General features: G+C 59.0%; 19 protein-coding genes. 11 read left to right on the plus strand and 8 right to left on the minus strand.

Annotated elements, in window-relative coordinates; genetic code table 11:
• Positions 1-41: 41 nt before the first annotated feature.
• The 7 genes from menD to ACMGGE_RS01440 all read left to right on the plus strand — a co-directional run bounded on the left by menD (position 42) and on the right by ACMGGE_RS01440 (position 7,619).
• Entirely contained in the window at positions 42-1,712 is a 1,671-nt protein-coding gene (gene menD / locus ACMGGE_RS01410) for a 2-succinyl-5-enolpyruvyl-6-hydroxy-3-cyclohexene-1-carboxylic-acid synthase (RefSeq protein WP_420290191.1), read from the plus strand.
• Positions 1,709-2,485, plus strand: coding sequence for a 2-succinyl-6-hydroxy-2,4-cyclohexadiene-1-carboxylate synthase (menH, locus tag ACMGGE_RS01415; protein ID WP_420293274.1), 777 nt, complete (start codon positions 1,709-1,711; stop codon positions 2,483-2,485). The genes menD and menH overlap by 4 nt, the downstream gene beginning before the upstream one ends.
• Positions 2,482-3,339 (plus strand): 1,4-dihydroxy-2-naphthoyl-CoA synthase, encoded by an 858-nt coding sequence (gene menB / locus ACMGGE_RS01420; protein WP_008500223.1) that lies wholly within the window; start codon positions 2,482-2,484, stop codon positions 3,337-3,339. Before menH ends, menB begins: the two co-directional genes overlap by 4 nt.
• Positions 3,339-4,304, plus strand: a complete 966-nt coding sequence (gene menC / locus ACMGGE_RS01425; protein ID WP_229226166.1) for an o-succinylbenzoate synthase — start codon at positions 3,339-3,341, stop codon at positions 4,302-4,304. Before menB ends, menC begins: the two co-directional genes overlap by 1 nt.
• The gene (gene menE / locus ACMGGE_RS01430; RefSeq protein WP_420293275.1) at positions 4,301-5,662 is read left to right on the plus strand and encodes an o-succinylbenzoate--CoA ligase; all 1,362 of its coding nucleotides are present in this window, start codon (positions 4,301-4,303) and stop codon (positions 5,660-5,662) included. The genes menC and menE overlap by 4 nt, the downstream gene beginning before the upstream one ends.
• Positions 5,663-5,786: 124 nt before the next feature.
• Positions 5,787-6,326, plus strand: coding sequence for a YfaZ family outer membrane protein (locus tag ACMGGE_RS01435; protein WP_023616384.1), 540 nt, complete (start codon positions 5,787-5,789; stop codon positions 6,324-6,326).
• 93 nt (positions 6,327-6,419) lie between these two features.
• Complete coding sequence (locus ACMGGE_RS01440) at positions 6,420-7,619, plus strand: nicotinamide mononucleotide deamidase-related protein YfaY (protein WP_045908716.1); 1,200 nt, start codon at positions 6,420-6,422, stop codon at positions 7,617-7,619.
• Between the two features lie 33 nt (positions 7,620-7,652).
• Here ACMGGE_RS01440 and glpC read toward each other — a convergent pair whose 3' ends face one another.
• The 3 genes from glpC to glpA are packed head-to-tail and all read right to left on the minus strand — an operon-like array spanning position 7,653 to position 11,675.
• On the minus strand, positions 7,653-8,843 hold the full coding sequence (gene glpC / locus ACMGGE_RS01445) for an anaerobic glycerol-3-phosphate dehydrogenase subunit GlpC (RefSeq protein ID WP_196351926.1): 1,191 nt from the start codon (positions 8,841-8,843) through the stop codon (positions 7,653-7,655).
• Positions 8,840-10,057 (minus strand): glycerol-3-phosphate dehydrogenase subunit GlpB, encoded by a 1,218-nt coding sequence (glpB, locus tag ACMGGE_RS01450; protein ID WP_420293276.1) that lies wholly within the window; start codon positions 10,055-10,057, stop codon positions 8,840-8,842. The genes glpC and glpB overlap by 4 nt, the downstream gene beginning before the upstream one ends.
• A complete protein-coding gene (gene glpA, locus ACMGGE_RS01455) occupies positions 10,047-11,675 on the minus strand; it encodes an anaerobic glycerol-3-phosphate dehydrogenase subunit A (protein WP_420293277.1) in 1,629 nt (542 codons plus the stop codon). Before glpA ends, glpB begins: the two co-directional genes overlap by 11 nt.
• A 251-nt stretch (positions 11,676-11,926) precedes the next feature.
• Between glpA and glpT the strand changes: the two genes are divergently transcribed.
• Both glpT and glpQ read left to right on the plus strand, forming a co-directional pair.
• Positions 11,927-13,279, plus strand: a complete 1,353-nt coding sequence (gene glpT, locus ACMGGE_RS01460) for a glycerol-3-phosphate transporter (RefSeq protein ID WP_045354273.1) — start codon at positions 11,927-11,929, stop codon at positions 13,277-13,279.
• A gap of 11 nt (positions 13,280-13,290) precedes the next feature.
• Positions 13,291-14,346, plus strand: a complete 1,056-nt coding sequence (glpQ, locus tag ACMGGE_RS01465) for a glycerophosphodiester phosphodiesterase (protein ID WP_048029690.1) — start codon at positions 13,291-13,293, stop codon at positions 14,344-14,346.
• Between the two features lie 89 nt (positions 14,347-14,435).
• Here the strand turns inward: glpQ and yfaE are convergent, their stop codons facing one another.
• From yfaE to ubiG, 4 genes are all read right to left on the minus strand, one after another.
• Positions 14,436-14,690, minus strand: coding sequence for a class I ribonucleotide reductase maintenance protein YfaE (yfaE, locus tag ACMGGE_RS01470; RefSeq protein WP_025757202.1), 255 nt, complete (start codon positions 14,688-14,690; stop codon positions 14,436-14,438).
• Positions 14,690-15,820 carry a class Ia ribonucleoside-diphosphate reductase subunit beta gene (gene nrdB / locus ACMGGE_RS01475; protein ID WP_045908711.1) on the minus strand — a complete coding sequence of 377 codons (1,131 nt, stop codon included), beginning with the start codon at positions 15,818-15,820 and terminating at the stop codon, positions 14,690-14,692. Before nrdB ends, yfaE begins: the two co-directional genes overlap by 1 nt.
• A gap of 100 nt (positions 15,821-15,920) precedes the next feature.
• Positions 15,921-18,206 (minus strand): class 1a ribonucleoside-diphosphate reductase subunit alpha, encoded by a 2,286-nt coding sequence (gene nrdA / locus ACMGGE_RS01480; protein WP_045908710.1) that lies wholly within the window; start codon positions 18,204-18,206, stop codon positions 15,921-15,923.
• Between the two features lie 347 nt (positions 18,207-18,553).
• Positions 18,554-19,282, minus strand: coding sequence for a bifunctional 2-polyprenyl-6-hydroxyphenol methylase/3-demethylubiquinol 3-O-methyltransferase UbiG (ubiG, locus tag ACMGGE_RS01485; RefSeq protein WP_045908709.1), 729 nt, complete (start codon positions 19,280-19,282; stop codon positions 18,554-18,556).
• Between the two features lie 146 nt (positions 19,283-19,428).
• Here ubiG and gyrA point away from each other — a divergent pair, with 146 nt between their 5' ends.
• The gene (gene gyrA / locus ACMGGE_RS01490) at positions 19,429-22,065 is read left to right on the plus strand and encodes a DNA topoisomerase (ATP-hydrolyzing) subunit A (protein WP_048224205.1); all 2,637 of its coding nucleotides are present in this window, start codon (positions 19,429-19,431) and stop codon (positions 22,063-22,065) included.
• A gap of 135 nt (positions 22,066-22,200) precedes the next feature.
• A complete protein-coding gene (gene rcsC, locus ACMGGE_RS01495; protein ID WP_104950479.1) occupies positions 22,201-25,047 on the plus strand; it encodes a two-component system sensor histidine kinase RcsC in 2,847 nt (948 codons plus the stop codon).
• Between the two features lie 111 nt (positions 25,048-25,158).
• Here rcsC and rcsB read toward each other — a convergent pair whose 3' ends face one another.
• Positions 25,159-25,809: a response regulator transcription factor RcsB gene (gene rcsB, locus ACMGGE_RS01500; RefSeq protein ID WP_003859405.1), complete on the minus strand. Its 651-nt coding sequence runs from the start codon at positions 25,807-25,809 to the stop codon at positions 25,159-25,161.
• Positions 25,810-25,819 lie beyond the last annotated feature (10 nt).

A 25,819-nucleotide genomic window follows, 5' to 3' on the forward strand; every position in this document is an offset into this window, starting at 1 on the left:
ATTATTTATACTGTGTCGCATTCTTGATACCGGACAATCTCATGTCAGTAAGTTCTTTTAACCGACGCTGGGCGGCGGTGATCCTTGAAGCCCTGACGCGCCACGGCGTCAGGCACGTGTGTATTGCACCGGGTTCTCGCTCAACGCCGCTGACGCTGGCGGCCGCCGAAAACCGGGCGTTGATTCACCACACCCACTTTGATGAGCGTGGCCTCGGGCATCTCGCGCTGGGTCTGGCGAAGGTCAGCAAAGAACCCGTGGCGGTGATTGTCACTTCCGGTACTGCCGTGGCGAATCTCTATCCGGCTCTGATTGAAGCCGGGTTAACCGGTGAAAAGCTGATTCTGCTGACGGCCGATCGTCCCCCTGAGCTTATCGACTGCGGCGCCAATCAGGCCATCCGTCAGCCGGGACTCTTTTCTTCGCATCCTTCGCAGACGATTTCGCTGCCCCGTCCCACCCAGGATATTTCGGCAAGCTGGCTGGTCTCCACCGTCGATCATGCCATGGAGACGCTGCGCAGCGGGGCGCTGCATATTAACTGCCCGTTTGCCGAGCCGCTCTACGGCGAGCTGGACGATACGGGTCTTGACTGGCAGCAGACCCTCGGCGACTGGTGGCAGAGTGAGAAACCGTGGCTGCGCGAGCAGACGCACCTTGAGAGCGCGAAACAGCGCGACTGGTTCTTCTGGCGGCAGAAGCGCGGCGTGGTTATCGCCGGGCGCATGAGCGCCGCCGAAGGCAAGCTGGTCGCCGAGTGGGCGCAAACCCTGGGCTGGCCGCTGATAGGCGACGTGCTTTCCCAGACCGGGCAGCCGCTGCCGTGCGCGGATCTCTGGCTGGGTAATGCCAAAGCGGTCACCGAGCTGTCGCAGGCGCAGATTGTGGTCCAGCTTGGATCGAGTTTAACCGGCAAACGGTTACTGCAGTGGCAGGCCACCTGCACACCGGACGAATACTGGCTGGTGGACGCGCTGGAAGGGCGTCTTGACCCGGCGCACCATCGCGGTCGTCGTCTGGTCAGCCGTATCGACGCCTGGCTGGCGCTCCATCCGGCTGAAAAACGCAAACCCTGGGCGGTTACCCTCCCGGACCTGTCGCGGCAGGCGTGGGAACTGACCCATGCGCGCTGTGAAGCGTTCAGCGAGGCCGGGCTGGCGCACCGTATTCGCCAGTACCTGCCCGACCAGGGGCAGCTGTTTGTCGGCAACAGCCTGGTCGTGCGGCTGATAGACGCCTTTTCGCAGCTGCCAGCAGGTTACCCGGTGTACAGCAACCGTGGCGCCAGCGGCATCGACGGGCTGATCTCCACGGCGGCGGGCGTGCAGCGCGCCAGCGCGAAATCGACGCTGGCCATCGTGGGGGATCTCTCCGCGCTCTACGATCTCAACGCGCTGGCGCTGCTGCGTCAGGCGTCAGCCCCGTTCGTGCTGATTGTGGTCAACAACAACGGCGGGCAGATTTTCTCCCTGCTGCCTACGCCGCAGAGCGAGCGCGAGCGCTTCTATCTGATGCCGCAGAACGTGCAGTTCGAACACGCCGCGGCGATGTTTAGCCTGAAATATCATCGCCCGGAAAGCTGGGAACAGCTGGGTGCCGCGCTCGGTACAGCCTGGAAACAGCCCGGCGCGACGCTGATTGAGCTGGTGGTGAACGAGGCTGACGGTGCGCAGACCCTGCAAAGCCTGCTGGCGCAGGTGAGCCAGCTGTGATCCTCTCGGGCGTGCAGCAGGCCGGAAAACCAGGCTATCCCTGGCTGGTCTTTTTGCACGGTTTTTCCGGCGATTGCCGCGAGTGGCAGGGTGTTGGGGAGCGACTTCGTGACTACCCCCGGCTGTATCTGGATCTGCCGGGTCACGGTGGATCCCGGCACCTGGGCGTCGAGGGCTTCGACGAGATGAGCGCGTTGCTCACCCGAACTCTGATTAGTTACAACATACTGAAATTCTGGCTCGTCGGGTACTCCCTCGGCGGCCGCATTGCGATGTTCCATGCCTGCCAGCAGCCAAAGGGGCTGTTGGGCCTGACGGTAGAAGGGGGACATCCGGGCCTGCAGGATGCCGATGCGCGACAGGCGCGGCTGGCATCCGACCGCCGCTGGGCAGCACGTTTTAGCAACGAACCGCTGGATAAGGTGTTCGCTGACTGGTACCAACAGCCCGTGTTTGCCTCCCTGACGGACGTCCAGCGCGACGCGCTGATCACCCTGCGCAGCCAGAACAGCGGCGCGGCGCTGGCGATGATGCTCGAGGCGACATCGCTGGCCGTGCAGCCCGACCTGCGTGCTGCCCTGAGCGCGCGCCATTTCTCTTTTGATTATCTCTATGGCGAACGTGATGAGAAGTTTGCGGCCCTTGCCGCGGAGCTGAACGCTGTTCGCCATGCAATTCCCAACGCCGGACACAACGCCCACCGGGAAAACCCCGATGCGGTTGCGGCAAGTCTGGCTCAGATACTGCGTCTTCGAATAAAGGACACTCTATGATCTACCCTGATGAACACATGCTTTACGCCCCGGTTGAATGGCAGGACTGCTCCGAAGGCTACACCGACATTCGTTACCACAAATCCACCGACGGCATTGCCAAAATCACCATCAACCGCCCGCAGGTGCGTAACGCCTTCCGTCCGCTGACCGTGAAAGAGATGATTCAGGCCCTGGCGGATGCGCGCTACGACGACAACATCGGCGTGATTGTCCTGACCGGCGAAGGCGAGAAAGCGTTCTGCTCCGGTGGCGATCAGAAAGTGCGCGGTGACTACGGCGGATACCAGGACGACGCGGGTACGCATCACCTGAACGTCCTCGATTTCCAGCGTCAGATCCGCACCTGTCCAAAACCGGTGGTGGCGATGGTGGCGGGCTACTCCATCGGCGGCGGCCACGTGCTGCACATGATGTGTGACCTGACCATTGCCGCCGAGAACGCCATCTTCGGCCAGACGGGCCCGAAAGTGGGATCTTTCGATGGCGGCTGGGGGGCCTCCTACATGGCGCGCATCGTCGGTCAGAAAAAAGCCCGCGAAATCTGGTTCCTGTGCCGTCAGTACAACGCGCAGGAAGCGCTGGATATGGGCCTGGTGAACACCGTGGTGCCGCTTGCCGATCTCGAAAAAGAGACCGTGCGCTGGTGCCGTGAAATGCTGCAAAACAGCCCGATGGCGCTGCGCTGCCTGAAGGCCGCGCTCAACGCCGACTGCGACGGTCAGGCGGGTCTGCAGGAGCTGGCGGGCAATGCCACCATGCTGTTCTACATGACCGAAGAGGGTCAGGAAGGGCGCAACGCGTTTAACGAAAAACGCCAGCCGGACTTCAGCAAATACAAACGGAACCCGTAATGCGTCGCGCGCAGGTTTACCGCTGGCAGATACCGATGGACGCGGGCGTGGTGCTGCGTGAACGGCGGTTAAAAACCCGTGACGGCTTCTTCGTGCATCTGCAGCAGGGCGAGCGGGAAGGCTGGGGCGAGATTTCGCCTCTGCCGGGGTTTAGCCTCGAGTCGCTGGATGACGCGCGGGCGGCCTTGCTGGCGTGGGCGGACGCGTGGCGCGAGGGTGCAAATCCGGCGCTGCCGGAGGTGCCTTCCGCGGCCTTTGGTATCAGCTGCGCGCTGGCCGAGCTGGACGGCAGCCTGCCGGAGGCGGGGAATTACCGCGCAGCACCGCTCTGCACGGGCGATCCGGACGAGCTGTTCGCGCTGCTCTCCGCCATGCCGGGCGAGAAAGTCGCGAAAATCAAAGTCGGGCTGTATGAAGCGGTGCGCGACGGCATGGTCGCCAACCTGCTGCTGGAGGCGATCCCCGATCTGCATCTGCGTCTGGACGCCAACCGCGCCTGGACGCCGCTTAAGGCGCAGCAGTTTGCGAAGTACGTCAACCCGGCCTACCGGAGCCGTATTGCCTTCCTGGAAGAGCCGTGCAAAACCCGCGAGGATTCGCGCGCGTTTGCCCGCGAAACGGGGATTGCCATCGCCTGGGATGAAAGCCTGCGCGAGGCCGATTTTGAATTCGCTGCCGAGCCCGGCGTCAGCGCGGTGGTGATTAAACCGACGCTGACCGGTAGCCTGGCGAAAGTGCGCGAGCAGGTCGCGGCGGCGCATGCCTTAGGGCTGACGGCGGTGATCAGCTCGTCGATTGAGTCCAGCCTTGGGCTAACCCAGCTGGCGCGCATGGCCGCCTGGCTAACGCCGGATACGGTTCCTGGCCTCGACACGCTGAACCTGATGCAGGCTCAGCTTCTCCGCCCGTGGCCGGACAGCGCGCTGCCGTGCCTCGACGTCGCGGCGCTGGAGCCGTTGCGATGAGTTTTACCGACTGGCCGTGGCGACACTGGTGCGCGCTGTTTGCCGATAAACCGGCCCTGAGGCTGAACGACGAGGTGCTCAGCTGGCAACAGCTGTGCGCGCGCATCGACAGCCTTGCGGCAGGCTTTCACCGGCAGGGCGTGGAGGAGGGCTGCGGCGTGCTGCTGCAGGCCCATAATCATCCGCAAACCCTGCTGGCGTGGCTGGCGCTGCTCCAGTGCGGAGCGCGTATTCTTCCCGTTAATCCGCAGCTACCGCGCCCGCTGCTGGACGTGCTGCTCCCGCAGATGACGCTGCGCTTTGCGCTGGTGCTGGACGGCAGCTACGACGGCCTTCCTGCCCTGCGCATGCACGAGACAGCCGATGCGTATTGCGCTGCGTGGCAACCGGCGCGGCTGGCCTCCATGACGCTGACCTCCGGCTCCACCGGACTGCCGAAAGCGGCGGTCCATACCTGCGAGGCCCACCTTGCCAGCGCGCGCGGCGTTTTGGCGCTGATGCCCTACGGTGAAGACGACGACTGGCTGCTTTCGCTGCCGCTGTTTCACGTTTCCGGCCAGGGGATCTTATGGCGCTGGCTGCAGGCCGGCGCGCGGTTAACCGTACGCGAGAAACAGCCTCTGGAGCAGGCGCTGTGCGGCTGCACCCACGCCTCGCTGGTGCCAACCCAGCTCTGGCGTCTGCTGAATGCCCACCAGCCTGTCGCACTGAAAGCGGTGCTGCTGGGTGGGGCGGCCATCCCTGTTGAATTGACCGAACAGGCGCGAGAGCAGGATATACGCACCTTCTGCGGCTACGGTCTGACCGAGTTCGCCTCTACCGTCTGTGCGAAAGAGGCGGACGGCGAGCCGGACGTGGGCTGTGCGCTGCCGGGCAGAGAGGTGCAGGTCGTTAACGGTGAAGTCTGGATCAGGGCGCAAAGCATGGCCTCTGGCTACTGGCGGGATGGCGAACTGATTCCGCTGACCAACGCGCAGGGATGGTTCGCCACACGCGATCGCGGCGAATGGCATGACGGCCGTCTGACGATCCTTGGCCGCATGGACAACCTCTTTTTTAGCGGCGGAGAAGGGATCCAGCCGGAATCGCTGGAGCGCGTTATCGCCACGCACCCGCAGGTTAACCAGGTGTTTGTCGTTCCGCTGGACGACGCTGAATTCGGGCAACGCCCGGTGGCGGTCGTGGAGTGCGAGCCGGGAACGGATATCACCTGCTTACCCGACTGGGTCAGGGACAAGGTGGCGCGTTTTGAGCAACCCGTCCGCTGGCTGCTGCTGCCGACTGAACTCAAAAATGGCGGCATTAAAGTTTCGCGCCGCGCGCTGCAGGAGTGGGTCAACGCAGCGCTGAAGGGATAATAGCCGTTTCAAATAGTTACAATCTACTGACCGGCCGCACGCAGAGTGCTTGATCCCCGGAAGACCCAGGTTAAAATCTCGCGGTTTTGGGACTTCTCTATAAAAATTGTGCGGGATCACGACAATGAAAAAAGTGGCATTACTGGGCTTCGGCCTGATGGTTGTATCTGCGGCGGCGAACGCCATTAGCATTAACGGCTCGGCGGGTCAGGATTATACCCACCTGGGCTTTGGCATGGGTACCGAGACATCCGGTCTGGCGATGACCGGCGGCTGGACGCATAACGATGACGACGGCGACGCGGCCAGCCTCGGCCTGGGTCTCAACGTTCCTCTTGGCCCGTTCCTGGCGACCGTCGGCGGTAAAGGTATCTATACCAACCCAAACGACGGTGATGAAGGGTATGCGGCGGCAGTGGGCGGCGGTCTGCAGTGGAAAATTGGCGACAGCTTTGGGCTGTTTGGTGAGTACTACTACTCTCCAGACTCTCTCTCAAGCGGTATCGACAGCTATGAAGAGGCCAACGCTGGCGCACGCTGGACCATCATGCGTCCAATCACCATCGAAGCAGGCTATCGCTATCTGAACCTGGCCGGCAAAGACGGTAACCGCGATAACGCGCTGGCCGACGGCCCGTACGTGGGCGTCAGCGCAGGCTTCTAATCTCTCCGGCGCGGCATGCTGTCGCGCCAGTTTCTCTCTGCTCCACCCCGCGTTTGCGCTATAGTGTTTTGACCAAATAAGCGGGAGAACACAATGATTAACGTGGAGATGTTATCCACCGGCGACGAAGTGCTGCATGGACAAATTATTGATACCAATGCTGCCTGGCTGGCCGATCTTTTCTTTGAGCAAGGATTACCGTTAACGCGCCGCAATACGGTGGGCGACAATCTTGAGTCACTGGTCGCTGTTCTGCGCGAGCGCAGTGAACAGTGCGACGTGCTGATTGTGAACGGCGGGCTCGGCCCCACCAGTGACGATCTCAGTGCCCTGGCCGCCGCGACCGCAAAAGGCGAAGGGCTGGTGCTGCATGAGGCGTGGCTCTCGCAGATGGCGCGTTTTTTCTCCGAACGTGGCCGCGTCATGGCCCCCAGCAACCGCAAACAGGCTGAAATTCCCGCCAGTGCTGAACTGGTCGATAACCCGGTCGGTACCGCGTGTGGGTTTGCCATGCAGCTGAACCGCTGTCTGATGTTCTTCACGCCGGGCGTGCCCTCAGAATTTAAAGTGATGGTCGAGCAGCAGATCCTGCCGCGCCTTCGCGATCGTTTTACCCTGCCGGAACCGCCGCTGTGCCTGCGTCTGACCACCTTTGGCCGCTCGGAAAGCGATCTGGCCCAGAGCCTCGATCACCTTCCTCTGCCGCCGGGCGTGTCCATGGGGTATCGCTCCTCCATGCCGATCATTGAACTTAAGCTGACAGGCCCGGCCGAACAGAAAGAGGCGATGCTGGCGTTGTGGCCCGAGGTGCAGCGCGTGGCGGGCGAAAGCCTGATCTTTGAAGGTACGGAAGGGTTGCCCGCGCAGATTGCGAAGCAGCTGCAGGCGCGTCAACTGAGCGTGACCTTAAGCGAGCAGTTCACCGGTGGCCTGCTGGCACTTCAGCTGTCGCGCGTCAACGCGCCGCTGCTGGCGAGCGAAGTGGTGCCGTTCCAGCAGGAGACCCTGGCGCAGACCGCCCGCTGGGCGTCCGAGAGAAGGGTGAAGCATTTTGCCGGTCTGGCGCTGTTTGTCGGCGGGCTGGATGAAGAACATCTCAACTTCGCGCTGGCGACGCCCGAGGGCACCCACGCCCTGCGGGTAAAAATGAGCATTACCCGCCACAGCCTGGCGGTGCGTCAGGAGGTGTGCGCCATGATGGCGCTGAACATGCTGCGCCGCTGGCTGAATGGCAAAGAGGTGGCCAGCGAGCACGGCTGGATTAACGTGGTTGAGTCGCTGTTCGTGGAGTAACGCCTGTGCCGGGGCCTTTCGCCCCGGCCATGTTCACCCGAGCGCCTTTGCCAGCAGCGTAATCGGGTGCTCGCAGCGCTTGCTGGTGGACATCTCAATCTGCCACTTACAGGTTTCGCAGTCCGTCACCACGATATCCGCGCCGCTCTCCTCAATCTGACGGAACAGCGGAGCGCCGATCGCCTGCGACGTTTCGTAGTTTTCACGCTTAAAGCCGTAGGTTCCCGCAATCCCGCAGCAGCGCGAGTCCAGCACCGTCAGCTCCAGCCCCGGGATTAACCGCAGCAGCTCCAGCGTATAGAGCGACCAGCCCATCTTCTCCATATGACACGGCGTGTGGTACACCACTTTCAGCGGCAATTTCCCCAGCGGCAACGTCTGCCCGCTGTCCAGCTTGCGCCACAGGAAGCGTGTTGCCAGCTCGATGTGCTCTCGCAGGCCGGTGTTGTCCACGTCCAGCAGATGCGGATACTCATCGCGCAGGGTGAAGGTACAGGTGGACGAGGTCGCCAGCACCGGTATGCCCTTGTCGACGATGGCTTCGCGCAGGGAGGTGACATTGCTTTGAGCCTGACTGCGCGCTTTATCGGTAAACCCGTTAGCAATCAGCGGCACGCCGCAGCACTTCTCCTTGCTAAGCAGCTGTACGCCCGTGCCCATGGCGTTCAGCACCTTCAGCAGATCTTTACCCAACTGCGGATGGTTGTAATTCACATAGCAGCCGTGGAAAAAAGCCACCTGCTCGGCGTACTGCGCTTGCTCCGCCGCCACGGATTTATACCAGCGGCGGAAGGTGCCGTGAGAATATTTCGGCAGGCTGCGGTGATGGTCTATCTTCAGCGTGGCATCCAGCAGCTGGCGCACCGGTTTGAGAGAGGTCGCGGCATTCACCAGCGGGGCAAACGGCGTAGAGACGCTGCCCATCAGATCGGTGTGGCTCAGAATCGCGTCCCGCAGCGACGGCTTTTGCGTACTGTAGCGCGCCCGGGCGCGCTGGATAATATCGCCGATTTTCACATCCGACGGGCAGGCGACTTCGCAGCGTTTGCAGTTGATGCAGTATTTCAGGGCTTCATCGTACAGCTTGCCGTCCTTCAGGCGCAGGCGCTCGCCGTCCGGCCCGGCCTGTTTAGGGCCGGGATAGCGTGGGTTCACGCCGCTGACCGGGCAGACGGTGGTACACACCGTGCATTTGATGCAGCTTTCAAAACGGGTGTCGTTCATTGTTCAGCCTCCGTGCGCTGGCTAATCTGCTCTGCCACATACAGCGCCGTGACGGCGCAGACGCCGCCACCGCATCCCTGGGGAATGGGATCGTACCCGCCCAGCAGCGAGCCGATGGCAAAAAGAGTACTGACGGGCTTACCGGAAAGCTGAGGATGCAGGTGGTTATCGACAATCACGCCGAACTGCTGCCAGGGCTGCGGCGAGAAGAAATCACTCTGATACCAGTCCGCGCGAGAGGCTCGCTGGCGAACATCCAGCCCCATAATGGCTTCCCGAATGCCTTCCCGGCTGCTCAGCAGCCCGTTGCTGAAGAAACTGCCGCTTGCCAGCACCGTATAGCGGGCGCGAAGCGGAATATCTTCGTGGTTTCGCGTCCAGATTTCGCTTACCGCGCCGTCCACCAGGGTAATTTTCTTCACCTCATCCCCCGCCATCCACACGCCGCCCTGGGCAACAAACTGGCGCTGGAGCTGGGTGTGCAGGCGGATGCCGGGCACGGACGGGGGCAGCGTTGGCAGCAGGCCGAGCGAGCAGGGCAGACGATCCGAGAGCCAGCGCCAGAGCCGGTTGTCGCGTAAACCGAAGCAGGCGGGCATCAGCAGGGCGTCACAGTTGTTGCTAAGCGGCCTGAGGGCGTCATACAGCAACGGCCATTTCTCTTCGTTATCCAGAAAACGGGCGATATTCACCGCGCGAAACTCGCTCGGGTTATCGCGCAGGACATCAAGCTCAGGCAGTTCTATCTCTGCCGTTTCGGCGTTAACGCCCTGGCGACAGAGCGACGCCGCCGCGAGATGGGGCTGGAAATCCAGAAAGCCGCTAATCCCTACCATCCGCACGCGTTCCGCGCGAATGGGGGCAACGGGCACCTCCTCCGGGCTGAGCCACGCGGAACGCAGGGTGCCGAGCGGCGTGACGCGCTGATGATTGAGCCGGGCGCTGCCCTGCAGACGTGCGCCGCAGTCTGCCAGCAGCGCTTCGGTCTCCAGCGCAAAGCGGTCAATATGCTGTGCGCCAATCAGGTGATACGGGTGCTCGGGTGGCAGCTTATCGCGGTACGCTTCGTCCACCAGATCCAGCGAGCCCGACGAGAAGTGCAGGGCGCTCTGCCCCCGGGTGATAATCGCGCAGCGCAGCCCCTGCTTCGTGAGCTTAATGCCGCAGAGCAGGCCCGCCAGCCCGCCGCCGACAATCACGGTATCAAATTTCATCGTGTTGCTCCTTCTCAAGACCGCAAAGCCCCTGGTAGACCCAGCGGGTAAATTCACTTTCACGCAGGGCATCGCCCCAGGCGACAGGCTGAGTACCTTTCCAGCGCTCGTTTAAAAACGCGCTGAGCTGATCGAGCGATTGGGTAGCGGTGGTGGTGTGGAAACGCTGCAACAGCCCGGCGGCGCGACAGGCGCACAGTTCGCCCTGGCAGGTGCCCATTCCGACGCGGGTGCGGCGGCGAAGATCGAGCAGGCTGGTGACCGTCAGGTTCTCCACCGCGTACTGCACCTCACCGGCGGTGACGGCTTCGCACTCGCACACAAGGCTTCTACTCAGTCGCCCTTCACCGAGCCACGGTGGCGTTCTGTCGCCGTGGCGGTACACCGCGGACCCGCGCAGCGGCGCGGGCAGAGAGATGATTTTTTGCAGCGTTTTTTCGGTGGACTGCCGCGATCCCGGCAGCGGCTGTTCTGCCGTCACGCACGGCCTGGTATTCCCCAGCTTGCGGCAGACGGCATCGGTTGCCCACTCGGCCATCAGGCGATAGGTCATCAGCTTGCCGCCGGTGATGGTGATAAACCCGTCCATGCCGTCGCGCGCGGCGTGATCGAGCAGCACGATGCCCCGGCTGACGTTACGTCCGCTCGGATCGTTGTCGCTGGCGACCAGCGGACGCACGCCCGCGTAGGCGCGCAGAATGCGCGTCTGCGCCATCACCGGCGCCAGTTTTTCCCCTTCGCGCAGCAGGATATCCACCTCTTCAGCGGTGACGCGGTTGTAGTCAATTTCGCTGTAGTCCACGTGGGTTGAGGTCGTCCCGATTAACGAAATGGTATCTCCCGGCACGAGGATATCGGCGTCAGACGGTTTGCGGCAGCGGTTGATCACGTGGTTATTGATGCGGTGGTCGAGGATCAGCAGCGAGCCTTTCGCCGGGAACATGCGCACCGACAGGTCAGCGTATTCCGCAATCCGCTGCCCCCAGATCCCCGCCGCGTTGACCACCACGGTGGCATACAGCTCGCTGTGCTCATTGTACTGCGCATTAAAAAGCCGCACGCCGCAGATGCGATGGCCTTCGCGGATAAGGCCGGTCACTTCGTGCCCGGTGAGGATATGTGCGCCATGCTCCCGGGCGTCCAGCATGTTGGCGGCGGTAAGGCGGAACGGATCGACGGTGCCGTCAGGGACTTTCACCGCGCCGATAAGCGCCGGGTTAACTGACGGTTCCAGCCTACGCGCCAGCGCCGGATCCATGGCTTCAGCCTGAATGCCCGCGGCGCCGCAGGCGGTAATAAAGGTGTCCTGAAAGGCGAGGTCATCTTCAGGAAGGGTAATAAAGAGGCCGTCGGTCGGTTCAATGCAGTGTCGGGCGATACGCTTGAGGATCTGGTTTTCAGCAATACATTCGCGTGCGGATTCCGCGTCGGTGACCGCATACCGGGCGCCGCTGTGCAGCAGGCCGTGGTTACGCCCGGTTGCGCCCGTGGCGATATCATGGCGTTCCAGAAGCGTGACGCTTAAGCCGCGAAGGGCGCAATCGCGCGCGATCCCGGCGCCGGTTGCGCCACCACCAATGATTATCACATCGCTATAACGAGGATCGTGACTGGTCATTGTTTACCCTCTATGTTCGTTTTTTATCATTTAGCCATATTAATTTTGTGGTTTGTTTGATTTCGAACATAAACGCGCGGAATTCGAAAGTGAAACGTGATTTCATGCGCTTTTTTGCGCATTCTGTCATATTTCTGTAACAATCTGTGCGTTGATTCACAGTAACAATCACCGTGATTTCTTAACATCCCCGCCTCTGGAATTCAGGTGCGAGCCACCTGCTCATTCATTTCAAGGCCACGGAGGCTGTTATGCTCAGTATCTTCAAACCTGCGCCCCACAGGGCGCGTCTGCCAGAGGCAGAAATAGATCCGCTCTATCGCCGTCTGCGTTGGCAAATCTTCCTGGGGATCTTCTTCGGGTACGCGGCGTACTACCTTGTACGTAAAAACTTCGCGCTCGCTATGCCGTATCTGGTGGAGCAGGGCTTTTCCCGCGGCGATCTGGGGTTCGCGCTGTCGGGGATCTCTATCGCCTACGGTTTTTCCAAATTCATCATGGGCTCCGTGTCGGATCGCTCGAATCCGCGCGTGTTCCTGCCCGCCGGTCTGATCCTGGCGGCCGCGGTCATGCTGTTTATGGGCTTTGTACCATGGGCAACCTCCAGCATTGCCATCATGTTCGTGCTGCTGTTCCTCTGCGGCTGGTTCCAGGGGATGGGGTGGCCGCCGTGCGGGCGTACCATGGTGCACTGGTGGTCGCAGAAAGAGCGCGGCGGCATCGTGTCGGTGTGGAACTGCGCCCATAATGTGGGCGGCGGTATTCCGCCGCTGCTGTTCCTGCTGGGGATGGCCTGGTTCAACGACTGGCACGCGGCGCTCTACATGCCTGCCTTTGGCGCCATTCTGGTGGCGATTATTGCCTTCGCCCTGATGCGCGATACGCCGCAGTCCTGCGGCCTGCCGCCGATTGAAGAGTACAAAAACGACTATCCGGATGATTACAGCAAGGAGCATGAAGAAGAGCTGACCGCAAAACAGATCTTCATGAAGTACGTGCTGCCGAACAAGCTGCTGTGGTACATCGCGGTCGCGAACGTGTTCGTTTACCTGCTGCGCTACGGCATCCTCGACTGGTCGCCAACCTACCTGAAAGAGGTGAAGCACTTCGCGCTGGATAAATCCTCCTGGGCGTACTTCCTGTATGAATACGCCGGGATCCCAGGCACGCTGCTTTGCGGCTGGATGTCGGACAAAGTGTTTAAAGGTAACCGCGGTGCGACGGGCGTGTTCTTTATGACGCTGGTGACCATCGCGACGGTCGTTTACTGGCTTAACCCGCCGGGCAACCCATCAGTAGATATGGCCTGCATGATCGTCATCGGCTTCCTGATTTACGGTCCGGTGATGCTGATCGGTCTGCATGCCCTGGAGCTGGCGCCGAAAAAAGCGGCGGGCACGGCGGCGGGCTTTACCGGCCTGTTCGGCTACCTCGGCGGTTCGGTCGCGGCGAGCGCCATTGTGGGCTACACCGTTGACTTCTTCGGCTGGGACGGCGGCTTTATGGTGATGATCGGCGGTAGCGTGCTGGCGGTACTGCTGCTGATTGTTGTGATGATCGGGGAAAAACGTCACCACGCTGAAGTGCTGGCACGTCGTCAATAAGGAGCTTTGCGATGAAATTAACTCAGTTAGCGACAGGCCTGCTGCTGGCGGGCCTGATGACCGGGTCCGCGCTGGCGGCGGATAAAATCGTTATTGCCCACCGCGGCGCGAGTGGCTATCTGCCGGAGCATACGCTGCCGGCGAAAGCGATGGCCTATGCGCAGGGCGCGGATTACCTGGAGCAGGATCTGGTGATGACGAAGGACGACCAGCTGGTCGTCCTGCACGATCACTATCTTGACCGCGTGACGGACGTGGCGGAGCGCTTCCCGGACCGCGCCCGTAAAGATGGCCGTTTCTATGCCATCGACTTCACGCTGGCGGAGATCCGTTCCCTGAAGTTTACCGAAGGCTTCGAGATTGAAAACGGTAAGAAGGTGCAGGTCTATCCGGGACGTTTCCCGATGGGCAAATCTGACTTCCGGATCCATACCTTCCAGGAAGAGATTGAGTTTGTTCAGGGGCTGAACCACTCAACCGGTAAAAACATCGGCATCTATCCGGAAATCAAAGCGCCGTGGTTCCACCATCAGGAAGGGAAGGACATTGCCGCGAAGACGCTGGAGGTGCTGAAACAGTACGGCTACACCAGCAAGAAGGACAAGGTCTACCTGCAGTGTTTTGATGCCGCCGAGCTGAAGCGCATCAAAACCGAGCTGGAGCCGAAGATGGGCATGAACCTCAACCTGGTGCAGCTGATTGCCTACACTGACTGGAATGAAACCCAGGAGAAGCAGCCGGACGGGACGTGGGTGAACTACAACTACGACTGGATGTTTAAGCCGGGCGCGATGAAGCAGATTGCACAGTACGCCGACGGCATTGGGCCGGATTACCATATGCTGGTAGCGGAAGGCTCAACGCCGGGCCACGTGAAGCTGACGGCGATGGTGAAAGAGGCGCATGCCAGCAAGATGCAGGTGCATCCGTACACCGTGCGTGCAGACCAGCTGCCGCCGTATGCCACGGATGTGAATCAGCTTTATGAGGTGTTGTATAAGCAGGCGGGCGTGGACGGACTGTTTACGGATTTCCCGGATAAAGCGGTGAGCTTTTTGAAGGATTAACGCTGAAATTGCCGGGTGGCGGCTGCGCCTTACCCGGCCTACGAACTGCGGTTTTGTAGGTCGGGTAAGCGAAGCGCCACCCGACACATTCACATCTCGATTTCGATATCGCCTTTTGCCCGGCAGCAGCAGGGCAAAATTTCCCCTTCGTTGATAAAGGCCAGCGGTTCGGTCAGCCAGTCCACCTGGCCGGCGACCAGACGGCAGCGGCACGAGCCGCAATAGCCTTCACGACACTGGTACTCGACCTCCACCTGATGCGCTTCAAGCGCCACCAGCAGGGAAGGGTGCTCTTCCTGGCACAGCACTTCTGTACCCGAAAGACTCAGCGTGACGCGCGTCATCAGAGCTGGAAATCGCTCAGGTCGTCGGTGTTGACTTCAGAATCAATCTGACCGACCAGATAAGAACTCACTTCCACTTCCTGCGGCGCGACCTGCACGTTATCGGACACCAGCCAGGTGTTGATCCACGGGATAGGGTTAGAGCGCGTCTGGAACGGCAGGTCGAGACCGACCGCCTGCATGCGGATGTTGGTGATGTACTCCACGTACTGGCACAGGATGTCTTTGTTCAGGCCAATCATGGAGCCGTCGCGGAACAGATAGTCTGCCCACTCTTTCTCCTGCTGGGCCGCCAGCACGAACAGGTCGTAGCACTCCTGCTTGCACTCTTCGGCGATTGCCGCCATCTCAGGATCGTCCGTGCCGCTGCGCAGCAGGTTCAGCATGTGCTGGGTTCCGGTCAGGTGCAGGGCTTCATCACGGGCAATCAGACGGATGATCTTGGCGTTGCCTTCCATCAGCTTGCGCTCGGCAAAGGCGAAGGAGCAGGCGAAGCTCACGTAGAAGCGGATCGCTTCCAGCGCGTTGACGCTCATCAGGCACAGGTACAGCTGCTTTTTCAGCGCACGCAGGTTCACGGTGATGGTTTTCCCATCCACGTGGTGGGTGCCTTCGCCCAGCAGGTGCCAGTAGCTGGTCATCTCGATCAGCTCGTCGTAGTAATGGGCAATGCCTTCCGCACGCTTCTGGATCTGCTCGTTGGTGACGATATCGTCAAACACCACCGCCGGATCGTTCACGATGTTGCGGATAATGTGGGTATAAGAGCGGGAGTGGATCGTCTCGGAGAACGCCCAGGTTTCCACCCAGGTTTCCAGCTCTGGAATCGAGATCAGCGGCAGCAGCGCCACGTTCGGGCTACGGCCCTGAATGGAGTCCAGCAGCGTCTGGTACTTCAGGTTGCTGATGAAGATATGTTTTTCGTGATCCGGCAGCGACTGGTAATCAATACGGTCGCGGGAGACGTCCACTTCTTCCGGACGCCAGAAGAAGGAGAGTTGCTTTTCAATCAGCTTTTCGAAGATGTCATATTTTTGCTGATCGTAGCGTGCCACGTTGACCGGCTGGCCGAAGAACATCGGCTCTTTGAGCTGGTCGTTTTTCGTCTGTGAAAAGGTGGTATATGCCATTGCGGTGAGTCCTGTTGAGATTTTATTGCCCGGCGGCACTGCGTTTGCCGGGCCTACAAAACCGTAGGCCGGGTAAGCGTAGCGCCACCCGGCGAAGTGCTTAGATCTTACATGCGCCGCTTTCGCAGCCATCGTCCTGAATTGACGGAACCAGGTCGTCCTGCGCGTCTTCCGCACCATCACGGGTGTTGTGATAGTACAGCGTTTTCACGCCAAATTTGTAGGCGGTGAGCAGGTCTTTCAGCAGTTGCTGCATCGGAACCTTGCCTGACGGGAAGCGCGTCGGGTCATAGTTGGTATTGGCAGAGATCGACTGGTCGATAAACTTCTGCATGATACCCACCAGCTGCAGGTAACCGTCGTTGTTTGGCATTTCCCACAGCAGCTCGTAGTTGTCACCCAGCGTCTCGTAATCCGGCACCACCTGACGCAGCACGCCGTCTTTCGAGGCTTTGATGCTGACGTGGCCACGCGGTGGCTCAATGCCGTTGGTGGCGTTAGAGATCTGCGAAGAGGTCTCAGACGGCATCAGGGCAGACAGCGTAGAGTTACGCAGGCCGTGCGTTTTAATGGACTCGCGCAGGCCTTCCCAGTCGAGATGCAGCGGCTCGCTGACGATCGCATCCAGGTCTTTCTTGTAGGTGTCGATCGGCAGAATGCCTTTCGCGTAGGTGGTTTCGTTGAACCACGGGCACGCGCCTTGCTCTTTCGCCAGCTCGTTGGACGCTTTCATCAGGTAGTACTGAATGGCTTCAAACGTCTGGTGCGTCAGGTTGTTAGCGCTGCCGTCGGAGTAACGCTTGCCGTTTTTCGCCAGCCAGTAGGCGAAGTTGATCACGCCGATACCCAGGGTACGACGGCCCATCGCACCGCGTTTCGCTGCCGGGATTGGGTAATCCTGGTAGTCCAGCAGAGCGTCGAGGGCACGAACTGCCAGCACGGCCAGCTCTTCCAGCTCGTCCAGGCTCTTAATTGCGCCCAGGTTGAATGCGGACAGCGTACACAGTGCAATTTCACCGTTTTCGTCGTTCACATCTTCCAGCGGTTTGGTCGGCAGGGCGATCTCCAGGCACAGGTTAGACTGGCGCACTGGCGCAACGACCGGATCGAACGGGCTGTGGGTATTGCAGTGGTCAACGTTCTGGATGTAGATACGGCCGGTAGAGGCACGTTCCTGCATCATCAGGGAGAACAGATCGACCGCCTTCACGCGCTGCTTGCGGATGCTGTCGTCTTTTTCGTATTTGGTGTACAGACGCTCGAACTCGTCCTGATCGGCGAAGAATGCGTCGTACAGGCCCGGGACGTCGGACGGGCTGAACAGGGTAATGTCTTCGCCCTTCAGCAGACGGGTGTACATCAGCTTGTTGATCTGCACGCCGTAGTCCATGTGACGCACGCGGTTGCCTTCGACACCACGGTTGTTTTTCAGAACCAGCAGGCTTTCCACTTCCAGGTGCCACATTGGGTAGAACAGGGTCGCAGCACCGCCGCGTACGCCGCCCTGAGAGCAGGATTTTACTGCCGTCTGGAAGTGCTTATAGAACGGGATACAGCCGGTGTGGAACGCTTCACCGCCGCGAATCGGGCTGCCCAGCGCACGGATGCGGCCGGCGTTGATGCCGATACCGGCGCGCTGGGAAACGTATTTCACAATGGCGCTGGAGGTGGCGTTGATGGAATCCAGGCTGTCACCACACTCGATCAGCACGCAGGAGCTGAACTGACGGGTAGGGGTGCGCACGCCAGACATGATTGGCGTAGGCAGAGAAATCTTGAACGTCGATACCGCATCGTAGAATCGCTTCACGTAATCCAGACGGGTATCACGCGGGTAGTTTGAGAACAGGCAGGCGGCCACCAGAATGTAGAGGAACTGGGCGCTTTCGTAGATCTCACCGGTTACACGGTTCTGAACCAGGTATTTGCCTTCGAGCTGCTTCACCGCCGCGTAGGAGAAGTTCATGTCGCGCCAGTGATCGATAAACCCGTTCATCTGCTCGAACTCTTCTTCCGTATAGTCTTCCAGCAGATGCGTGTCGTATTTGCCCAGCTCAACCATTTTTACCACGTGATCGTAAAGCTTCGGCGGCTCAAACTGGCCGTAGGCTTTTTTACGCAGGTGGAAAATCGCCAGACGTGCAGCCAGGTACTGATAATCCGGTGCTTCGCGGGAGATCAGGTCCGCCGCCGCTTTGATGATGGTTTCGTGGATATCAGACGTTTTGATGCCGTCGTAGAACTGAATATGAGAACGCAGTTCAACCTGGGAGATAGATACGTTGTTCAGTCCTTCTGCTGCCCAGTCGAGAACTCGATGGATTTTGTCCAGATTGATACGCTCGGTAGTACCGTCGCGCTTTGTCACCAGCAGACTCTGATTCATGTGGGTTTTACCTGTCCGTGAAATAAAAAATATCCCCCGCTTATCCACAGAACCGTCTTGTGACTAACTCTGTGGATAAATACTACATATAGGGGGTTTGCGATAAGAAAAACGCTATATGGTGAGTATTCTAGTATCGAATCTTTTCAGCACAAGGGTTGATTTTGACGTTAAATTGAGGTTGTGAAAGGGTAAAAAAGGCTAAGTCCTCGTACCGTAAGGCCTGGAAGACATGTCAATAATTAAGAAAAAAAATTCAAAATTTGATCGAGTGCTGATTTCTTCAACGGGAGGTCAGAATTGCGCAACATGATGTCGCGCAATATTTATAAGAATAACGAATGACGTTAGTCGTTTTTGGCGGTTGTGTGCAACATATAGTTAACATCAACGCCCGGTGCGAGTTTGAATTTATTGGTCAGCGGATTGTAGTGCAGGCCGGTGATGTGCTGCTCCTTGAGCCACGTCTGGTCAACCCAGCTTAACAGCTCCGCCGGCTTGATGAATTTCTTCACGTCATGCGTGCCTTTCGGCACCATGCGCAGCACATACTCCGCGCCGACGACGGCCATCAGCCAGGCTTTAGCGTTGCGGTTGAGGGTTGAGAAGAAGACCTGGCCGCCCGGTTTCACCAGTTTTGCACAGGCGTGCACCACGGACTGTGGATCGGGAACGTGCTCCAGCATCTCCATGCAGGTCACCACATCGTACTGATGGGCATGTTTTGCCGCATGTTCTTCCACGGTTTCCTGCACGTAGTCTACCTGTATGCCAGACTCCAGCGCGTGAAGACGGGCAACCTGCAGCGGTTCAAAACCCATATCCAGGCCCGTGACGTTCGCCCCTTCGCGCGCCATGCTTTCCGCCAGGATACCGCCGCCGCAGCCGACATCGAGCACTTTTTTACCGAACAGACCGCCGGAACGCTCCGCGATATAGCCCAGACGCAGCGGGTTAATACGGTGCAGCGGTTTGAACTCACCTTCGAGATCCCACCAGCGGGACGCCACCGCTTCAAATTTGGCAATCTCTTCGTGGTCAACGTTGTGAGCCACCGGGGATTTTTCGGCATTCATGGGCGCTTTTACTCCTTATTTAGCAAGACGAATGAGTATATCAGGCAATCCCTGTGAATAAAGCGTATAGGTTTACCTCAATCACCTCGGCTGTGTTATAATTTGCGACCTTTGAATCCGGGATACAGTAGAGGGATAGCGGTTAGATGAGCGACCTTGCGAGAGAAATTACACCGGTTAACATCGAGGAAGAGCTGAAGAGCTCCTATCTGGACTATGCGATGTCGGTCATTGTTGGCCGTGCGCTGCCGGACGTCCGCGATGGCCTGAAGCCGGTACACCGTCGCGTACTATACGCCATGAACGTATTGGGCAATGACTGGAATAAAGCCTATAAAAAATCTGCCCGCGTCGTCGGTGACGTCATCGGTAAATATCACCCGCATGGTGATACCGCCGTTTATGACACCATCGTTCGTATGGCGCAGCCATTCTCCTTGCGCTACATGCTGGTAGATGGCCAGGGTAACTTTGGTTCAGTCGACGGCGACTCCGCTGCAGCGATGCGTTATACGGAAATCCGTATGTCGAAAATCGCTCATGAGCTGATGGCCGACCTGGAAAAAGAGACCGTTGATTTCGTCGATAACTACGACGGCACCGAGCGCATCCCAGATGTGATGCCCACCAAGATCCCGAACCTGTTAGTGAACGGTTCGTCCGGCATCGCGGTCGGTATGGCAACCAACATTCCGCCGCACAATATCACTGAGGTGATCAACGGCTGTCTGGCCTATATCGATGATGAAGACATCAGCATTGAAGGGCTGATGACACACATTCCGGGCCCGGACTTCCCGACGGCGGCGATCATCAACGGTCGTCGCGGTATTGAAGAAGCGTACCGTACCGGCCGCGGCAAGATTTACATCCGTGCCCGCGCCGAAGTGGAAGCGGACGCCAAAACCGGCCGTGAAACCATCATTGTTCACGAGATCCCGTATCAGGTGAACAAAGCGCGTCTGATTGAAAAAATCGCCGAGCTGGTAAAAGAAAAACGTGTTGAAGGCATCAGCGCGCTGCGTGACGAGTCTGACAAAGACGGTATGCGCATCGTGATTGAGATCAAACGCGATGCAGTGGGTGAGGTTGTCCTGAACAACCTGTACTCCCAGACGCAGCTTCAGGTCTCCTTCGGTATCAACATGGTTGCACTGCACCATGGTCAGCCGAAGATCATGAACCTGAAAGAGATCCTGAGCGCGTTCGTCCGTCACCGCCGTGAAGTGGTGACCCGTCGTACCATCTTCGAACTGCGCAAAGCGCGCGACCGTGCGCACATCCTTGAAGCGCTGGCGGTTGCGCTGGCCAACATCGACCCGATCATCGAACTGATCCGTCGTGCGCCAACCCCGGCGGAAGCGAAAACTGCGCTGATTTCCCGTCCGTGGGATCTGGGCAACGTCGCCGCGATGCTGGAACGTGCGGGCGATGACGCGGCGCGTCCTGAGTGGCTGGAACCTGAATTCGGCGTGCGTGACGGTCAGTACTACCTGACTGAACAGCAGGCCCAGGCGATTCTGGATCTGCGTCTGCAGAAACTGACCGGCCTTGAGCATGAAAAACTGCTCGACGAATACAAAGAGCTGCTGGAACAGATTGCTGAGCTGCTTCATATTCTGGGCAGCGCAGAGCGCCTGATGGAAGTGATCCGTGAAGAGCTGGAGCTGGTCCGCGATCAGTTCGGTGACGAGCGCCGCACCGAAATCACCGCCAATAGCGCGGACATCAACATCGAAGACCTGATCAACCAGGAAGACGTTGTTGTGACCCTGTCTCACCAGGGCTACGTGAAGTATCAGCCGTTAACCGATTACGAAGCACAGCGTCGTGGCGGTAAAGGCAAGTCTGCAGCACGTATTAAAGAAGAAGACTTCATTGACCGCCTGCTGGTGGCGAACACCCATGACACGATCCTCTGCTTCTCCAGCCGTGGCCGTCTGTACTGGATGAAAGTCTATCAGCTGCCGGAAGCAAGCCGTGGCGCGCGTGGTCGTCCAATCGTTAACCTGCTGCCGCTGGAAGCGAACGAACGTATCACCGCTATCCTGCCGGTACGCGAGTACGAAGAGGGCGTGAACGTCTTTATGGCGACCGCCAGCGGTACCGTGAAGAAAACCGCGCTGACCGAATTCAGCCGTCCGCGTTCTGCCGGTATTATCGCCGTGAACCTGAACGAAGGCGACGAGCTGATTGGCGTGGATCTGACTTCCGGTTCCGATGAAGTGATGCTCTTCTCTGCGGCCGGTAAAGTGGTGCGCTTCAAAGAAGACGCCGTTCGTGCGATGGGCCGTACCGCGACGGGCGTGCGTGGTATCAAGCTGGCTGGCGAAGACAGCGTTGTTTCTCTGATTATTCCGCGCGGTGAAGGGGCTATCCTGACCGTGACGCAGAATGGTTACGGTAAACGTACGGCGGAAGGGGAATACCCGACCAAGTCTCGCGGCACGCAGGGCGTAATCTCCATCAAGGTGACCGAGCGCAACGGTTCCGTTGTCGGCGCGGTGCAGGTGGACGATGCGGACCAGATCATGATGATCACCGATGCCGGTACGCTGGTGCGTACCCGCGTGTCTGAGATCAGCGTGGTGGGTCGTAACACCCAGGGCGTGATCCTCATCCGTACAGCGGAAGATGAAAACGTGGTGGGTCTGCAGCGCGTTGCCGAGCCGGTGGATGACGAAGAGCTCGACTCCATCGACGGTAGCGTCGCGGAAGGCGATGAGGATATCGCGCCGGAAGCCGACACCGACGATGACGTAGCGGATGACGCTGACGAGTAATGTCTCCTGATGCAAAAAAGGGCCGGATTCCGGCCCTTTTCTTTTGCACAAGCAGATAAGTCAACGTTGCGACCTGGCGCGTTTACCGCTACCTTAACCACATTCTTTTGACCCCGACGGCGGAGCCTCGCCCCCTTGAAATACCTCGTCTCCTTTCGTACTACGCTGAAAGTCTCTCGCTATCTGTTTCGGGCGCTGGCGCTCCTGCTTTGGCTGCTGGTGGCCCTGTTCTCGGTGTTTTACATCGTTAACGCCCTGCACCAGAAAGAAGCGGAGATCCGCCAGGAGTTTAACTTAAGCTCCGACCAGGCCCAGCGCTACATTCAGCGAACGTCAGACGTGATGAAGGAGCTGAAGTATATTGCCGAAAATCGTCTGACGGCGGAAAACGGCATCCTTGCGCTTCGCGGGCGTGATGACAAAACCGAAGTCCCGGACTTCCAGCCGCTGTTCCCGGATTCCGATTGCTCCACCATGAGCAATACCTGGCGCGGCTCTCTGGAATCGCTCGCCTGGTTTATGCGCTACTGGCGCGACAATTTCTCCGCCGCCTATGACCTGAACCGCGTCTTCCTGATTGGCAGCGAGAATCTCTGCATGGCTGACTTTGGCCTGCGCGACGTGCCCGTTGAACGTGACGATGCGCTGAAAAGCCTGCATGAACGTATTGTCAAATACCGCAATGCACCGCAGGACGAGCGCGGCAATAACATCTTCTGGGTGAGCCAGGGCCCGCGTCCGGGCGTGGGCTATTTCTACGCCCTGACGCCGGTTTATCTGGGCAATCGCCTGCAGGCGCTGCTGGGGATTGAGCAGACCATTCGCATGGAAAACTTCTTCACCCCGGGCAGCCTGCCCATGGGCGTGACCATTCTGGATGAAAACGGTCATCAGCTGATCTCACTTGCCGGGCCTGATAACCGTCTGAACGTCGAACCGCACTGGATGCAGGAGCGGTCGTGGTTTGGCTATACCTCAGGTTTCCGCGAGCTGGTGCTGAAGAAGAGCCTGCCGCCTTCGTCGCTCAGTATCGTCTATTCGCTGCCGGTGGATATGGTGCTTGAGCGGATACGCATTCTTATTATGAATGCAATTCTGCTCAACCTGCTGGCGGGGGGCGCGCTGTTCACGCTGGCGCGCATGTATGAGCGGAAAATCTTTATTCCTGCCGAAAGCGACGCCCAGCGGCTGGAAGAACACGAGCAGTTTAACCGCAAGATTGTTGCCTCGGCGCCGGTGGGGATCTGTATTCTGCGTACCCAGGACGGGACCAATATCCTGAGTAACGAACTGGCACATAACTACCTGAACATGCTGACGCACGAAGACCGGCAGAGGCTGACGCAAATTATCTGCGGTCAGCAGGTTAACTTTGTCGACGTGTTGACCAGTACGCACACCAACCTGCAGATCAGCTTTGTGCATTCCCGCTATCGCAATGAAAACGTGGCGATTTGCGTGCTGGTGGATGTCTCCGCGCGCGTGAAGATGGAAGAGTCGTTGCAGGAGATGGCGCAGGCGGCAGAGCAGGCCAGCCAGTCGAAGTCCATGTTCCTTGCCACCGTCAGCCACGAGCTGCGTACGCCGCTGTACGGGATCATCGGTAACCTCGACCTGCTGCAGACTAAAGAGCTGCCGAAAGGCGTCGACCGGCTGGTGACGGCGATGAACAACTCCTCCAGCCTGCTGCTGAAGATCATCAGCGATATTCTCGACTTCTCTAAAATCGAGTCCGAGCAGCTGAAAATCGAGCCGCGCGAGTTTTCGCCGCGCGAGGTGATGAACCATATCAGCGCCAACTATCTCCCGCTGGTGGTGCGTAAACAGCTGGGGCTCTACTGCTTTATCGAACCGGACGTGCCGCTGACGCTGCACGGCGATCCGATGCGCCTGCAGCAGGTCATCTCTAACCTGCTCAGCAACGCCATTAAATTCACCGATACCGGCTGTATTGTGCTGCACGTCTGCCGGGCGGGGGATTACCTGAGCATTCGCGTGCGCGACACGGGCGTCGGCATCCCGGCGAAGGAAGTGGTTCGCCTGTTCGACCCGTTTTTCCAGGTCGGTACCGGCGTGCAGCGTAACTTCCAGGGAACCGGACTGGGGCTGGCGATTTGTGAGAAGCTCGTCAGCATGATGGATGGCGATATCTCCGTGGATACCGAGCCCGGCATGGGCAGCCAGTTCACCATCCGCATTCCGCTCTATTCGGCGCAGTATCCGGCAAAAGCCACGGTAGACGGGCTGAGCGATAAGCGCTGCTGGCTGGCGGTGCATAACGCCTCGCTGAATGACTATCTGACGGCACTGCTTACCCACAGCGGCGTGAGGGTGTGCCGCTATGAAGGTCAAACACCGGACGTGGACGATGTGCTGATCGCCGACGAGATGCCAGAACAGCCGTGGCAGGGGAGAGGGTCAGTGCTCTTCTGCCGTCGCCACATCGGTATCCCGGTTGAGCGTGCGCCAGGAGAATGGGTACACAGTGTCGCCACCCCGCACGAGCTGTTGAGCCTGCTGGCACGCATCTACAAAGTGGAACTGGAAGAGAGCGACGGCGCGGGCGGACTGCCGTCACCCGAGTCTCTGGCGTCGGTGAATGACGATATGATGATTCTGGTGGTGGATGATCATCCGATTAACCGTCGCCTGCTGGCTGACCAGCTTGGATCGCTGGGCTACCAGTGCAAAACCGCCAATGACGGCGTGGATGCGCTGAACGTGCTGAGTAAGAATCATATTGATATCGTGCTGAGCGACGTCAACATGCCTAACATGGACGGCTACCGTCTGACGCAGCGCATCCGACAGCTTGGCCTGACGTTGCCAGTGGTGGGCGTAACGGCGAACGCGCTGGCGGAAGAGAAGCAGCGCTGTCTGGAGTCAGGCATGGACAGCTGTCTGTCGAAACCGGTGACGCTGGACGTGCTGAAGCAGACATTGTCGATTTACGCGGAGCGTGTGAGAAAAACGCGGATATAAAAAAGGCCCGGAAGGGCCTTTTTTAATTGCCCGGCGGCACTGCGCTTGCGCGGGCCTGCGGGTTTTGTAGGCCGGGTAAGCGCGAGCGCCACCCGGCATAAACAGCGGAGATCAATCCTTGTCGGTTGCGCTCAGCGTGACGGAGGAGAGATAGTTCAGCAGAGCAATATCGTTGTCCACGCCCAGCTTCATCATCGCTGATTTCTTCTGGCTGCTGATGGTTTTAATACTGCGGTTCAGCTTCTTGGCAATCTCGGTCACCAGGAAACCTTCTGCGAACAGGCGCAGAACTTCACTCTCTTTCGGCGACAGGCGTTTGTCACCGTAGCCACCCGCGCTGATTTTTTCCAGCAGACGAGAAACGCTTTCAGGCGTGAACTTCTTGCCTTTCTGCAGCGCCGCAAGCGCTTTAGGCAGATCGGTCGGTGCGCCTTGTTTCAGCACAATCCCTTCGATGTCCAGATCCAGTACCGCGCTCAGGATCGCCGGGTTGTTGTTCATGGTCAGAACAATGATCGAGATATCCGGGAAGTGACGTTTAATATATTTGATGAGCGTGATCCCATCACCGTATTTGTCTCCAGGCATGGAGAGATCGGTAATGAGCACGTGTGCATCAAGCTTTGGGAGGTTATTGATCAGTGCTGTAGAGTCTTCAAATTCACCGACTACATTCACCCACTCGATCTGTTCAAGTGATTTGCGAATACCGAACAGTACAATCGGATGGTCATCGGCAATAATTACGTTCATATTGTTCATGTATAAGGCT

This window comes from Enterobacter sp. BNK-22 (assembly GCF_048684805.1).
GTDB classification, from domain to species: Bacteria; Pseudomonadota; Gammaproteobacteria; order Enterobacterales; family Enterobacteriaceae; genus Enterobacter; species Enterobacter quasiroggenkampii.

Excerpts from the sequence above, each read along its gene's own strand:
- ubiG (WP_045908709.1), bottom strand. The coding sequence starts at position 19,282 with ATGAATGCCGAAAAATCCCCGGTGGCTCACAACGTTGACCACGAAGAG.
- glpA (WP_420293277.1), bottom strand. The coding sequence starts at position 11,675 with ATGACCAGTCACGATCCTCGTTATAGCGATGTGATAATCATTGGTGGT.
- ACMGGE_RS01435 (WP_023616384.1), top strand. The coding sequence starts at position 5,787 with ATGAAAAAAGTGGCATTACTGGGCTTCGGCCTGATGGTTGTATCTGCG.
- menB (WP_008500223.1), top strand. The coding sequence starts at position 2,482 with ATGATCTACCCTGATGAACACATGCTTTACGCCCCGGTTGAATGGCAG.
- menD (WP_420290191.1), top strand. The coding sequence starts at position 42 with ATGTCAGTAAGTTCTTTTAACCGACGCTGGGCGGCGGTGATCCTTGAA.
- ACMGGE_RS01440 (WP_045908716.1), top strand. The coding sequence starts at position 6,420 with ATGATTAACGTGGAGATGTTATCCACCGGCGACGAAGTGCTGCATGGA.
- gyrA (WP_048224205.1), top strand. The coding sequence starts at position 19,429 with ATGAGCGACCTTGCGAGAGAAATTACACCGGTTAACATCGAGGAAGAG.
- yfaE (WP_025757202.1), bottom strand. The coding sequence starts at position 14,690 with ATGACGCGCGTCACGCTGAGTCTTTCGGGTACAGAAGTGCTGTGCCAG.
- rcsB (WP_003859405.1), bottom strand. The coding sequence starts at position 25,809 with ATGAACAATATGAACGTAATTATTGCCGATGACCATCCGATTGTACTG.
- glpT (WP_045354273.1), top strand. The coding sequence starts at position 11,927 with ATGCTCAGTATCTTCAAACCTGCGCCCCACAGGGCGCGTCTGCCAGAG.
- nrdA (WP_045908710.1), bottom strand. The coding sequence starts at position 18,206 with ATGAATCAGAGTCTGCTGGTGACAAAGCGCGACGGTACTACCGAGCGT.
- menC (WP_229226166.1), top strand. The coding sequence starts at position 3,339 with ATGCGTCGCGCGCAGGTTTACCGCTGGCAGATACCGATGGACGCGGGC.
- glpB (WP_420293276.1), bottom strand. The coding sequence starts at position 10,057 with ATGAAATTTGATACCGTGATTGTCGGCGGCGGGCTGGCGGGCCTGCTC.
- menE (WP_420293275.1), top strand. The coding sequence starts at position 4,301 with ATGAGTTTTACCGACTGGCCGTGGCGACACTGGTGCGCGCTGTTTGCC.
- nrdB (WP_045908711.1), bottom strand. The coding sequence starts at position 15,820 with ATGGCATATACCACCTTTTCACAGACGAAAAACGACCAGCTCAAAGAG.
- glpQ (WP_048029690.1), top strand. The coding sequence starts at position 13,291 with ATGAAATTAACTCAGTTAGCGACAGGCCTGCTGCTGGCGGGCCTGATG.
- glpC (WP_196351926.1), bottom strand. The coding sequence starts at position 8,843 with ATGAACGACACCCGTTTTGAAAGCTGCATCAAATGCACGGTGTGTACC.